This is a genomic window from Rahnella sp. CFA14(1/10) (assembly GCF_004195095.1).
Classification (GTDB): domain Bacteria; phylum Pseudomonadota; class Gammaproteobacteria; order Enterobacterales; family Enterobacteriaceae; genus Rahnella; species Rahnella perminowiae.
Map to the genome: position 1 here is coordinate 675,958 of NZ_SEWS01000002.1, position 11,897 is coordinate 687,854.

The following is an 11,897-nucleotide window of genomic DNA, read 5'->3' on the forward strand; positions in this document are numbered from 1 at the left end:
GAGATAGCGATTACAAGCCCAGACCCCGCCAGAACATAGTGAAACCATCAGAAATATATGTTTCTGACTTTTCAGGCTCTTTCATGGAAAACTCAACTGCTGCCTCAGCTAGTGAGGCCATCACAGCCGTCACGAACGCCACGTTCTGACTGATGTCTGATTTTTCAATTTCAATCAGCATATGATTAACAGCATCAAACAAGGCTGATGACTGCTGACGCGTGTTTTCAGTAATAATGCGGGAAGCATTAAGTTGCTGAAGAGTATGATGCTTCTCGGGACTGGCGCATGCCCAGCGGATATAAGATTGCCAGACGTGAAAAGTCTTTTCCCTGATGCTCAACTGGACAGGAAATCCTTCGATAAGTGCTCCAGCCACCTCACTTTTAATGTGAAGATATAGCTCATTAAGTAGCGTCAGCTTGTCCGGAAAATATGTAAAAAGAGAGCCTGTCGAAACACCGGCCTCTTTAGCCATAAGAGATGTTGTCGCTCCCAGACCCTGGATCGCAATAATGTGAAGGGCAGCATCAAGGATAGCAAAGCGTTTTTCCTGTGATAACGGGCGTGCCATACAACATCCTTAGGTGAGTGATTAGTCAATCATAAGCAGGTAAGATAAAATTGCAACCTTTCTTTTTGTTGATTTTATATCCAGCCGTTTTTCATCCTTTGAAGCGATCATTCATTATTAGCTGACTGAGTAATTATATTTTCAAGCGGTCGGGCTTCGATTGTAATGTCCGCTTCTGGCACAAAGCTGCCTGTCATGCCTGCTTTAAAAACTGGCTTAACGAATGGAAGGGACTTCTCCTGGATATGCACCTGATTAACTTTCGTGCAATCATGGAATAAATATTGACCCAGAGGGATTCGTTATGACCATCACTACTGTCGGTATCGATCTTGCTAAAAATGTGTTTGCAGTTCACTGCGTTGACCAAAATGGTAAAGCAGTTCTGGTTAAACCCAAGGTGTCACGTGCAGCCCTTCCTGAACTCATCGCAGGTTTACCTCCCTGTGTAATTGGAATGGAAGCCTGCTCGGGTGCCCACTATTGGGCAAGATTATTCAGGCGGTATGGCCATGATGTCCGGTTGATGGCCCCAAAATTTGTCTCACCCTATCGCATGGCGGGCAGGACCGGGAAAAATGATGCAGCTGATGCAATAGCTATTTGTGAGGCTGTGCAGCGGCCGTATATGCGCTTTGTACCCGTCAAAGACGAAAGTCAGCAGGCAATGCAGTGCTTGCATCGGACAAGGCAGGGATTTATCCAGGAAAGAACGGCAACGTATAACCGTCTTCGGGGTCTGGTATCCGAATTTGGGATTATCGCCCCACAAAGCACTGATGCTCTACGTCATATTGTTTCTGACCAGAGGGAAACTCTGCCAGTACAGGTCAGGCTTTGCATTGATGATCTATTGGCTCATATAACTAATATTGAAGAAAAAATCGCCGAATATGACAGGGTATTATCTCGTGTGGCCAAAACAGACCATCGCAGCCAGCAGTTAATGGAACTGAAAGGTATTGGCCCCACAACAGCGAGTGCACTGGTCGCCAGTATTGGCAACGCACATGATTTTAAAAACGGGCGCCAACTGGCAGCCTGGCTGGGGTTAACGCCATCGCAATACAGCAGTGGTGGAAAATCAAAACTTGGCAGAATAACGAAAGCCGGTGATTCATATCTGAGAACGCTGCTGGTACAGGGAGCTCGTTCTGTGATGATAGGGGCAGAGAATAGAACGGACTCGTTTAGCCGTTGGGTCTGCTCGTTGATTGGCAGGCGGGGATACTGGCGTGCTGTCGTTGCAATCGCTGCCAAGAATGCGAGGTTGTGCTGGGCATCATTACATTACGGCGATGACTTCAAACTGTATTCGGCAACATGAAAAATTTAACTGTGTAGTAACTGAACTGCAACTCGTTGATGGTAAAGGGTTAGACCCCCGTGAGAAGTATCTGCATATCCTACTGGATATTACTATCCGATTAACGAAGGAGGATCTCACGAGCGTCTTTCATCAGGGTCCGAATCAATAGAGATTCAACGTGACCGTTTATAGTAGCGCAGTCTTATCCCTTGCCCTTCATTGATGAACAGACAGAAATTAAAAACCGGCGTTGACTGTTCGGGGAAGCCCTTATAGTAGGATACTTTCAGCTTTCCAGGTGGCTGCCAATCAGGCTATATCATTTTTTAACGGAACTGATTGTGGCTAACTGTTTGTTTCCGGTTGCTTTCACGATGGACGTTTACCGTAGCCCCACAACTTACAGGCCAACCAATTGCATCTTTTTGACGCTCGCATTGAAACAATATTATTTGAGCAACTTCTTCCTCAATAGCATGGTGCGTACTCGGTGTAATTGAGACAGGACTCATCTGGCCCTCCATTTGCCCCGGGAGAACCATCAACCAGAACGAACCCATTAACGTTGTGTTGCGTTGATGACCATCTGGACGATGCGTCCGCATGGGCGAACGATGTTGACGCCAAATAAACGAGAGCTGTAAATATATAGATTAGTTTCAGACGCATAAGCAGCACCTTTTTGGAAAAACACTATTTGCCTGAGATCGCTTACCTTAATTGCTACATGGGACGGCCGCGCCGCCTTTACCAGCCGCACCACCTTTACCTCCTTTACCGCCCTGCCCGTTGTTACCGTCCTTACCTGGCTGCCCATTTTTACCAGAATGCCCGCATTTTACCGTCACTGCCTTAAGGGAACTGGCCTGGTCTGCTGACACAGGGATTGTGGCTGTACTGTTCTGCGTTATAGCATCTTCAGCATGTACTGCACCCGACAAGCAAAACTCAGTACAAAACAAAAATGCTACTAATTTAAGATTCATATTCACAAAGAAGTCTCCTCAACTGCGTGTTATAAAAACTGTCAGATCGTGTGATCTGGCAGCATGGGATTTATATGACCACCATCGCCACCATTATCGCTACCGCTTCCTCCGGTTCCCCCTGCTCCGCCATCGCCTACAAGAATAATCAGATGGTCAACAGAAGATGTATTGAAGTGATGGAGTGGTTCCGCTGCTCTGGATAACCCGTAAAGGAGATAAATAACAACGCTGCAATTCTGCTTACTTTCATAATTAAAACCTCATTGTCAAAAGTTGGGGTTCTATTTCTGGTAAAAGAATGCCTAATAACCTTGCAGAATAAACATAGCAACCGATTTGTGAGGTTTTTATTTAATAATGTAATATTATATTTCCTTGCGAGTTTTTTATTGTTGTTGAGCGGGTAATTTATTTTCAATTTTTATTTTTTTGTTTATGTATTGTTTACGTGGGTAGTTAAATAATCCGTTTTCAATCCATTCTTCCAGTTATTGTAAAAGCTAAATTCAATATGAAGAATGATTGCTTTGTCAAAAAAACTTAATAAACATAAAGGGAAATGATTACGTGTGAATTTAAAACCAGCAGTGATGAGATTCAACGCAAATGATCTCACTCTGCTTTTGTAGGGCTTGCCTGGAAACCGAACAATACCCTGCGTTAAGCCTGTTTTTTAAGCAGGCATGACAGGCAACTTTGAGCGAAATATCTGCTGGCACTGGAAGCGCGAAAGTCGTCCTTACAGAAGCCATAAAAAGCTTGCCGAATGTCTCAGGGCGTGAAGCGGACATAGCATCACCGGGATAGCCAGAAATCAGAGTTGTCCCATCACCGGTTTCGGGATGCTGCTTTTCCAGGCAGGATACTCTATGCTGGTGAGAATTACTTTGTAGGATATGAACATGATAACAGTAGAGAAATCAGATCCATTTTCTTCAGAATCCCATCGATTAATCGAGATGCTGTCAGCTGAACTTGCCGCTATTACGGGTGATAACGGCAAAAGCAATTTCACTGTTGATGCAATGAATGGTGATAAAGCGTTATGGGTATTGGCAAAGAATGCTCATGGCGATGCGATAGGATGCGGTGCTATCCGGCCATTAACGCAAAATATAGCCGAGCTTAAAAGAATGTTTTCAGACCGAAGTGTGCCAGGCGTGGGTAACGCTTTACTCACTTTCCTGGAAATCTCCGCAAAAGAAATGGGATATCTCGAGCTGAGACTGGAAACCCGACATATCAACCATCGGGCCGTAAATTTTTACAAGAAAAATGGGTATGTCCGTATTGAGAATTATGGTCCATACACAGGCAGAGAAGAGGCCGTCTGTTTCGCAAAAACATTGTGCTAATTGCATTAATGGATCCTGATGCCCGCGCCTGGCACCAGAAAAAAGAGTTGTCATACCTGCTACGCGCGAGGGGCAGACCTCGCAATATCCCCTCATTTAGTGACCTGTAAATACCGGCTTTTTATGTCATATCTGCCTGATCTCACCTCCGTTAATCATGTTTAATACCGCGAACTTTGGCAATAGGTCATCCTCAAGAAAATCACAGGTTGCCTCTTTTGCAAACAATGTATACATTGTATACATCAATTACGGATTGACGCTGAGGAAAACATGAGCAGAAAAAATAATGTAGTAACCGTAAGATTAACTGATGAACAACTGAAGGTTTTCACAGACTGGAAGGAAAAATTAGAGGGTGAATTAGGGATCGATGTGCCTTTGGGGGCTGTTATCCGTAGGGCATTAGATGGCGCTATTCAAATGTATAACCAGCGTATGGAGCATGAAGTCCAGGCGGAAGTAAATCCGGACGAACGCACTGCCCGAACACAAGGTGCTAACGCCTATATCAGTGACTACAAGGAAGGGAAATAATCATGACCATCATCGACAGTAAAGCACATCACGCAGGGTTCAGAGAGCATTATGTCGATAACGCTAAGCCAGTGTGGGATATCGGTCGCCCGCAAAAACCTTTCATCGAAAGCGCCTCTGATATACGTGGGCCAATCTTAGATATTGGCTGTGGCACGGGTACGCTTGCCACTTATTTCGCTAAGCGTGGTGAGCAGGTTACCGGGATTGATTTTATCGAAGAGGCGGTCGGGCGTGCTGCCGCGAAGGCGAAAGCAGCGGGTCTTAACATCGACTTTATGGTTAAAGATTTTTTCACTATTGGCAGTTGGGATCGGAAGTTTCGGAGCATTATTGACAGTGGGCTGTTTCATATTTTTTCAGGCGATGAGGTGAGAAAGGCTGCTTACCTGGATATCGTGAGTAAATTACTCAGCGATAATGGCCGACTTTATGTTCTGGCCTGCAAAAAAGAAACCGGGATCGATGCAGGTGTTAACGCTGATGAGATTTTTGAGACCTTCCGTGAACGCTTTATCGTTGAGTCATTGCATGAGTTTGAGGCCGAAACCGTCATTGACGCAGCGGAAAACATCCCCGGCAAGCAGTGGCTAAGTTATTTTGCGGTGATTAAAAAACGCTAATGTTAAAGGGGACTGCGTCCCCCATTTTCAGGATCTGAGGTTCCGGGATAAAAGTGAGAATCAAAGTTCGAATCCTGCTGTTCGGGCATTTCTGAATCATCTGATTGAACATTTTTAAATTCTTTTAACCTGCCTGAGTATATTCAGGTCGTCAGAATGATGAATCTGTCCGCTATAAACGAGGGGCGGAAGCTGGTTTCCCGCGCCTTTGCACGGTAAATATCGGGCAGCAAAGGCAGCGCTTCGTTCAGATTATATATTGAAATCGATATTTATTTGATGTTATAAGAAAAAAGCAGTTTTATGATCCCTTCTGTTTCCTGTTCCTGATATTCAATGAATAAGTCATAAATGAAGGTTAGAAAATGATTAAGTCAGTTCAGCCAACAATGACAGTCACCACCACCGCATCTTGCGGCGGTGTGGGCGTATCTGTGACTGGCTCCTGACAAAACAGATCCTCACTCCCCGCCAAACCGGACGGGGAAGAAAATTTCTCCGTTCATAACATTCTGAATGGAGACACATCGTGATTTCATCTGATAATGCACTTTTAGTTATTGATATGCAGCAGGGGCTTTTCCATGGCCCGGCCTCTCCGCATTGCGCAGAAGCTGTTCTGTCGAATATTTGTTTGCTGATTGCAAAAGCGAGGCAGGTTCAGGTGCCCGTCTTTTTTGCCCGCCACACCGGACCTGATGACTCCCCCTTCTCAGAGCAGAGTCCGTTAACACAGCTGATACCCGAAATGAACGTTAACGCTGAGCGGGATATCGTCTTTATTAAAAAGTACCCCAACTGTTTCCGCGATACCGACCTGCAGCTTCAACTCTGCCAGCGAGGAGTGAAGCAGCTGGTTATCGCCGGGATGAAAACAGAATTTTGTGTGGATACTACCTGTAGAGCCGCGTCGGAACTGGAATTCAGGACCGTGCTGATTTCAGATGCGCATACAACAATGGATAACGATCATTTATCAGCAAATGAAATCATTGAACATCACAATGTTACGCTTGCCGGACCGTTCGTATCGCTTTCGACCGCGGCGGGCTGGAGCTTTTGATGAACTAAGAGCCGTCCGCAGGACGGCTAAAAAGGCTGATTTTCGCTCCTGGCACTCAGGGGACAAACACGTGACGCTGAGGGTCTGCTGCGAGCGAATAGAGGACTTACGCGCTCAATTCCTTTTACTTCTCCTCTGCGCATGCTTTCTGTTCTGTGGATGGCATCGGCAGATTCCTGGTTGTTGATTCCTGTGTCAGTGCGTCGTTTTCCACAGCACCCAACAAAGCATCCAGCAGCCCGGGAAAGCGAGCATTAAGATCTTCCCGGCGCAGCGATAGTAAATTTTCGCGCCCGAAAGGGCGCTGCCAGATAACGCCACTATCCCGTAAGACACGCCAGTGGTGAGTCAGCGTCGATTTAGGAATCCCACTCAGCACGGCGCTACAAGCATGCTCACCGCCGCCCACCAGCACCCGAACCACCGTCAGACGTAATGGATTCCCCAAAGCTGTCAGCACATTTTCAAGACGTATTTGTTCCGCATCAGGGTGTTTAGAAAGCATGGGGTTTCTCAGCAGATTGTAAACATGCCAACACTATACTTTAAATTTTATCGATTGACTAATGTACGAGTACATACATACATTAAATGTACGCATGTACTCGAACATTAGTTTATTTGGAGATTATTTATGGTTACTGCCTTACGAGAATCAGGTGCCCCTCGCTTTCAACACCTCAGCCTTGCGCTGCTTGCCTTCGCCCAACTCATGTACTCCCTTGATATCAATATTGTGTTTGTAGCACTACCGGAAATTGGATCGGGACTGGGGTTTTCGGAGCACACGCTCCAGTGGGTGGTCAGTGCTTATACGGTATGCTGTGGGGGATTTTTATTGTTCGGTGGACGAGCAGCAGATCTTCTGGGGCAACGTCGGGTTTTTATCGGTGCGTTATGGCTCTACGCGCTCTCCTCACTGGCCGGTGGATTAGCGTGGAGTCCTGTCGTCATTGTCATTGCACGAGCCATACAGGGTATAGGCGCAGCATTACTTTTTCCTGCCACGCTTTCGCTTATAAACAGACTGTTCGAGGAAGGGCCGTTGCGCAACCGGGCACTGGCAGTCTGGGGCGGCGCAGGCGCAAGTGGTCTTACGCTGGGATCGCTCGCGGGCGGGATACTTACAGGTGTCTATGGCTGGCCGTCAGTATTTTTCGTCAATGTTTTATTGGCAGCGATTGCAATATGCGCCGCTTTTTTTGTGTTACCGAAGGACAGTTTCCAGGAAGAGCGCCGCAGCTTCGATTTGCCGGGCGCTGTGACAGTCACCACAGGAGCAATTCTGCTGGTTTATGCTCTGGTTCAGGGGCCTGAAGAGGGTTGGTTGTCAGAGCATATTCTCTTATCACTGAGTCTGTCAGTGGTATTTCTGCTGGCGTTTGCCGCCATAGAATTTCGCAGCCCTGACCCATTAATGCCGGTACGATTATTCAGGAATCGAAGTCTGACAACAGGCATGGTGATCACGTTTATTTATATGGGAACCTTCGGTGCTCTGCCTTATTTTCTGACAGTTATGTTTCAGAACATTATGGAATACAGCGCCTTGCAGACCGGCCTGGCGTTTATAGCTCCTTCGCTGGCAATTTTTGTCGGAACGCAATTCGGAGCCCGACTTGCAAATAGTCTGTCGTTACGCAAAGTTTTACTGGCCGGTTTTTTAACTGGAATTGCGGGTACGCTGGCACTGGTTCCATCAGCCTATTCAGGTGCATCTTATTTAAGCGTATTACCGGGACTGGTCATTTCAGGAATAGGCCAGGGAATTGTCTGGACGGCAATGTGGGTAGCTACTGGTTCAGGCGTAAAGCATTACGAGCAAGGGGTTGCTTCAGGTATGGCTTCTACAACGCTGAATGTTGGTAACGCTATTGGTATTGCTCTGTTAGTTGCTTTATCCGGAAGCGGGACCGTAAGTCTGCATCAGGTGAACTCTACAAACAGTCTCCAAAATGCCTTACAAATTGCATTTTATCTGGCTGCAGCGGGACAAATTGCAGGGCTTTTTGTTTCCTGCCTGTTACCTTGCAAAGCTGCAACTGATTTGCCAGCAGAAATAACCTAGCAGAAAATCAGTATCCTTTGCCGATGGCTTCAGATGAAAAGTATTAATGTGGAAGACCTGCTGTATGGCGGGTCTTTTAATTTGCAGCTTGCGCTGGAAGGTGCGCGAAAATTTCAACATGCTGCTGCACTGACCTGCATGTGAACGCTCGTTTCTGGCACCAAGCGGACTAGCCAGTTGATTCGAAGGTCCGCTGTGAGCGATGAGCGGATGCTCATAACATCCTTTCGCTTTCGTGATAGCGGCTGGGGGACATAAAAAATCCTTCCAAAGAAAGGTAATAATTAATGAATGCTCCATTCTATTTTCTTAGGCAATCATTAACCTCATATACATTTTCATTGTTACGCTCCCTACCGTCATGGACGGTGAGTGAAGATATCATCTACATATTACAGCACTCATCGTGTCCGTTCTTTTAGTAGATAATGGGCTTAAAGATATGTTTAAGTGAAAGAATTAGCTTGTTTTGAAGTTAATTGCTATCAACTCAGTATTTCAGCCACTCTTTGGCCGAAGGTTGTGGGATCCTGTAACATCATGAGATGACCCGTTGAAGGCATGACAGTGACACTTTTCGCGTGCTGAGTTGCCCAGTCGGGAACATCCCAGCCACTCGCTGAATGTTCACCCGCCAGTAAATGCACAGGGACAGAAGTAAACACGGTTTTGACCAGAGTTTGATAGCCAGGGTCCCCGGTGACCTCGACAACTGACCGGGCCATGGCAAGCAGCGTTGAAGCTGGCTGATGTTTAAGCCAGATTGTCGCGATTTGTATTTTGTCAGACTGCGGATCGATTCCGGAGCCCTCCAGCCAGGTTTCTGGCGAACATTGCATATCCGCCAACATGGATTCGACTTGCATTAATGTCATTTTCGCGATGGTGGATGTCCAGAACGCATCTTTAAGAGAGAAGTTGCCTTCTACACTGACAATCTCCTTAACGCATTCGGGATATTTATGCGCAAACGTGTAGGCCACAGCACCCCCGACAGAATGACCCACAAGGCTCACGGCGGATCCCTGATATTCGGCCTGGATCACCTCATAAATCCGTTTCACCTGCCCCCAGATGTTTATTTTCTCTACCGGTATATCGCTGCGTGCGCCGTAGCCGTTAAGGTCAGGAGCAATAACGGGCCGATCGCCCAGCGGTCTGTGAAATTTCGGATCATTCAAAGTACCTATTAAGCCGTTGATAAATATGACAGGTGTATTGGACGAATTGTTCATTTAGCTTTCCGTAATAGGTTTGGCGTGAATTTTTTGTGTTTAAGGAGCCTTTAAGTGGATTTATTTATATCCGGAGGCGCTTATGGACATGGCAATAAGCTCTTTTAACCATGCTCGCCCCTGAGGCCAGTCACCGAGTCCGCTGGCTGCGTTGACATGCCCTCGCTCACCGATATTGACCAGACTACTGCCCCAGGCATCGGCACAGCACTGGCTGTAATGGATATCGGCATAAGGGTCATTGGAACTGGCAATCATCATGCTCGGAAATGCGAAACGCTTTTCACTCCGGGGAACACTAAACCCCTTAGCCTCTTCTGGAAACACATCGCGTGTGGGATCGGGTACCGCGACCAGCAACGCGCCTCTCACAACCGTGCGGCTATATTGGGCCCAGTTAGCAACCTGCAGGCAGCCAAGACTATGGGCGACCAAAATGACGTCTGGCCCGGTCTTTCTGACGGTAGTTTCTAAATTTTCGACCCACTCTTCGCAAACCGGATGATCCCAGTCTTGTCCCGAAATGAGGGTCATTGACGCGTCAGTTTGTGTCCATAGCGTTTGCCAGTGTCCGGAGCCCGAGTTGCCAATTCCCGGAAGAAGCAATATTGGAGATGTCATGTCTTGATTCCCAAAGAGGTGTTCACATAATGTAGGCGAATGACACATCGTTCCTGAATGGCAAGTCATCGAAATACAGCCCGATTAACCGATGATTCATCTACATTTTGAGCAAAGGATTAGCATGGAGCTTGACAACAAAGACCGGCAAATTTTGGAAGCACTTCAAATGAACGCACGTCAGAGTCTGGCCTCTCTGGGCAAATGCATTGGCCTTTCGCAGCCAGCGATGAGCGAACGGGTCAAAAAACTCGAAAGTGCAGGCGTCATTGAAGGATACAGCGCACGCGTCAATTTGCGAGAGATTGGACTGGGATTACAGGCGATCCTGCGAGTACGCACAACCCACCAATACATCAAACACTATCTGACGTTATTTAACGATATCCCTGAGGTGATAGAAGCTGACAGGATCACAGGAGAGGACTGCTTCATCGTGCGTTGTGTTTTTTCTCAACCGGCTGATTTGGAAGCCGTCGTCGATGCCCTGGCGGTTCATGGTTCAGTGACCACATCGTTAGTTCTGTCTAATGCAGTGCGTAAACAGGTGCCTGTGCGCCCGAGGTGACCGGTTCACATTTGATCGACATGGCAGGATATTAGCAAGGTCCGATTTAGGCACCAAGCTGCTGCAGGTGAGGCCCATCAGGCTGCTATGAGCGAACAGCGGACTTTATGCTTGGATTAGAAATGGTATTTAGAGGTTTCACACAGGCAAAATCTGATTCGGTTAAACCTTTTCACGCCGAGTTTTACCGAATTATTATCAAGCGCGCAGCGTTAAGAACTGAATCATCGATCTCGTAAAACTTTCGTGCTGCGCGTGTTGGAAAAGGATTCTCAATTTTTTTGATTGTTTTTATCTCCCAAGCTAGCCAACCGGCTTCATAATAAGATGCGCAAGCTTTAGGGATGTCATCTTGCCTAAACTCTCTGATTTCTCCCAAGGTAATGATAGCTAAGGCGGTTCCGACCTCCTCTTGGCCATCGACCGTGAGGAAGTGTTCATTTTCAACCAGTAATATCTCTTCCCCTGTTCGGACGTCAGGCGGCCATCGCCTTATTTCCAGCGTTTTTAGGCCATTTGCGATTTGAGTTCCGGCAGGCCGAACGATTGAAAGTGCTTTCATCGGGTTCCCATCAGCTTAAGATAATCGATTGATTCTAAAACATGACACTCGATAAATCATATCTTCGGTAGAATGGTCGTTTTACTGAATGCTCAACTATTAAGGTAGATAAAGATTATTAAGGTCCGCTCCTGGCACACAGCAGATGTTCAGGCCCATCAAGATTCCTGCTTTGCTGGCGGAAGCAATTTTTTAGCTTCGTTAATGAGCTTTTCAATCTCTTCCAGAGGGATGCATCCTTCGTAACAAGAGAAAGAGAACTCATGTGACCTGCTCCCCGTTGATTAATACACCACGATGTTAGTAATGTCTTCATAAGCCACATGAGGACATCCCCATGAAGAAGCGTTTTTCCGACGAACAGATCATCAGTATCCTCCGCGAGGCTGAAGC

General features: G+C 46.7%; 15 protein-coding genes. 8 read left to right on the plus strand and 7 right to left on the minus strand.

Annotated features, from left to right (window positions below; genetic code table 11):
* Window positions 1-10 precede the first annotated feature (10 nt).
* Window positions 11-574, minus strand: a complete 564-nt coding sequence (locus EVX52_RS06635; RefSeq protein ID WP_129955559.1) for a TetR/AcrR family transcriptional regulator — start codon at window positions 572-574, stop codon at window positions 11-13.
* Window positions 575-878: 304 nt separating this feature from the next.
* Between EVX52_RS06635 and EVX52_RS06640 the strand changes: the two genes are divergently transcribed.
* On the plus strand, window positions 879-1,901 hold the full coding sequence (locus tag EVX52_RS06640) for an IS110 family transposase (RefSeq protein WP_129955546.1): 1,023 nt from the start codon (window positions 879-881) through the stop codon (window positions 1,899-1,901).
* A gap of 698 nt (window positions 1,902-2,599) precedes the next feature.
* On the opposite strand, the gene EVX52_RS06645 is transcribed toward EVX52_RS06640, so the two are convergent.
* A complete protein-coding gene (locus tag EVX52_RS06645) occupies window positions 2,600-2,875 on the minus strand; it encodes a hypothetical protein (RefSeq protein ID WP_129990895.1) in 276 nt (91 codons plus the stop codon).
* Between the two features lie 68 nt (window positions 2,876-2,943).
* Between EVX52_RS06645 and EVX52_RS25675 the strand changes: the two genes are divergently transcribed.
* The 5 genes from EVX52_RS25675 to EVX52_RS06665 all read left to right on the plus strand — a co-directional run bounded on the left by EVX52_RS25675 (window position 2,944) and on the right by EVX52_RS06665 (window position 6,450).
* Window positions 2,944-3,075: a hypothetical protein gene (locus tag EVX52_RS25675; RefSeq protein ID WP_255466693.1), complete on the plus strand. Its 132-nt coding sequence runs from the start codon at window positions 2,944-2,946 to the stop codon at window positions 3,073-3,075.
* A 699-nt stretch (window positions 3,076-3,774) separates the two neighbouring features.
* A complete protein-coding gene (locus tag EVX52_RS06650; protein WP_112152623.1) occupies window positions 3,775-4,227 on the plus strand; it encodes a GNAT family N-acetyltransferase in 453 nt (150 codons plus the stop codon).
* Between the two features lie 273 nt (window positions 4,228-4,500).
* Window positions 4,501-4,764, plus strand: a complete 264-nt coding sequence (locus EVX52_RS06655) for a hypothetical protein (RefSeq protein WP_129990896.1) — start codon at window positions 4,501-4,503, stop codon at window positions 4,762-4,764.
* Between the two features lie 2 nt (window positions 4,765-4,766).
* On the plus strand, window positions 4,767-5,387 hold the full coding sequence (locus EVX52_RS06660; protein WP_129990897.1) for a bifunctional 2-polyprenyl-6-hydroxyphenol methylase/3-demethylubiquinol 3-O-methyltransferase UbiG: 621 nt from the start codon (window positions 4,767-4,769) through the stop codon (window positions 5,385-5,387).
* A gap of 529 nt (window positions 5,388-5,916) precedes the next feature.
* Window positions 5,917-6,450: a cysteine hydrolase family protein gene (locus tag EVX52_RS06665; RefSeq protein ID WP_129990898.1), complete on the plus strand. Its 534-nt coding sequence runs from the start codon at window positions 5,917-5,919 to the stop codon at window positions 6,448-6,450.
* Between the two features lie 124 nt (window positions 6,451-6,574).
* On the opposite strand, the gene EVX52_RS06670 is transcribed toward EVX52_RS06665, so the two are convergent.
* Window positions 6,575-6,955, minus strand: coding sequence for a helix-turn-helix transcriptional regulator (locus EVX52_RS06670; RefSeq protein ID WP_129990899.1), 381 nt, complete (start codon window positions 6,953-6,955; stop codon window positions 6,575-6,577).
* 129 nt (window positions 6,956-7,084) lie between these two features.
* On the opposite strand from EVX52_RS06670, the gene EVX52_RS06675 reads away from it, so the two are divergent.
* Entirely contained in the window at window positions 7,085-8,518 is a 1,434-nt protein-coding gene (locus tag EVX52_RS06675) for an MFS transporter (RefSeq protein WP_129990900.1), read from the plus strand.
* Between the two features lie 485 nt (window positions 8,519-9,003).
* Here the strand turns inward: EVX52_RS06675 and EVX52_RS06680 are convergent, their stop codons facing one another.
* Window positions 9,004-9,753, minus strand: coding sequence for an alpha/beta fold hydrolase (locus EVX52_RS06680; protein WP_129990901.1), 750 nt, complete (start codon window positions 9,751-9,753; stop codon window positions 9,004-9,006).
* Window positions 9,754-9,813: 60 nt separating this feature from the next.
* Window positions 9,814-10,374, minus strand: a complete 561-nt coding sequence (locus EVX52_RS06685) for an alpha/beta hydrolase (protein WP_129990902.1) — start codon at window positions 10,372-10,374, stop codon at window positions 9,814-9,816.
* 124 nt (window positions 10,375-10,498) lie between these two features.
* Between EVX52_RS06685 and EVX52_RS06690 the strand changes: the two genes are divergently transcribed.
* The gene (locus tag EVX52_RS06690) at window positions 10,499-10,942 is read left to right on the plus strand and encodes an Lrp/AsnC family transcriptional regulator (protein ID WP_129990903.1); all 444 of its coding nucleotides are present in this window, start codon (window positions 10,499-10,501) and stop codon (window positions 10,940-10,942) included.
* Between the two features lie 184 nt (window positions 10,943-11,126).
* Here the strand turns inward: EVX52_RS06690 and EVX52_RS06695 are convergent, their stop codons facing one another.
* Both EVX52_RS06695 and EVX52_RS25365 read right to left on the minus strand, forming a co-directional pair.
* On the minus strand, window positions 11,127-11,504 hold the full coding sequence (locus EVX52_RS06695; RefSeq protein WP_039275448.1) for an ASCH domain-containing protein: 378 nt from the start codon (window positions 11,502-11,504) through the stop codon (window positions 11,127-11,129).
* 118 nt (window positions 11,505-11,622) lie between these two features.
* On the minus strand, window positions 11,623-11,897 hold a 275-nt coding region (locus EVX52_RS25365; RefSeq protein ID WP_205952626.1), incomplete at its 5' end, for a hypothetical protein.

Coding starts and splice junctions, on each gene's coding strand:
- EVX52_RS06660 (WP_129990897.1), top strand. CDS start 4,767: ATGACCATCATCGACAGTAAAGCACATCACGCAGGGTTCAGAGAGCAT.
- EVX52_RS06670 (WP_129990899.1), bottom strand. CDS start 6,955: ATGCTTTCTAAACACCCTGATGCGGAACAAATACGTCTTGAAAATGTG.
- EVX52_RS25675 (WP_255466693.1), top strand. CDS start 2,944: ATGACCACCATCGCCACCATTATCGCTACCGCTTCCTCCGGTTCCCCC.
- EVX52_RS06655 (WP_129990896.1), top strand. CDS start 4,501: ATGAGCAGAAAAAATAATGTAGTAACCGTAAGATTAACTGATGAACAA.
- EVX52_RS06675 (WP_129990900.1), top strand. CDS start 7,085: ATGGTTACTGCCTTACGAGAATCAGGTGCCCCTCGCTTTCAACACCTC.
- EVX52_RS06640 (WP_129955546.1), top strand. CDS start 879: ATGACCATCACTACTGTCGGTATCGATCTTGCTAAAAATGTGTTTGCA.
- EVX52_RS06685 (WP_129990902.1), bottom strand. CDS start 10,374: ATGACATCTCCAATATTGCTTCTTCCGGGAATTGGCAACTCGGGCTCC.
- EVX52_RS06650 (WP_112152623.1), top strand. CDS start 3,775: ATGATAACAGTAGAGAAATCAGATCCATTTTCTTCAGAATCCCATCGA.
- EVX52_RS06690 (WP_129990903.1), top strand. CDS start 10,499: ATGGAGCTTGACAACAAAGACCGGCAAATTTTGGAAGCACTTCAAATG.
- EVX52_RS06635 (WP_129955559.1), bottom strand. CDS start 574: ATGGCACGCCCGTTATCACAGGAAAAACGCTTTGCTATCCTTGATGCT.
- EVX52_RS06695 (WP_039275448.1), bottom strand. CDS start 11,504: ATGAAAGCACTTTCAATCGTTCGGCCTGCCGGAACTCAAATCGCAAAT.
- EVX52_RS06680 (WP_129990901.1), bottom strand. CDS start 9,753: ATGAACAATTCGTCCAATACACCTGTCATATTTATCAACGGCTTAATA.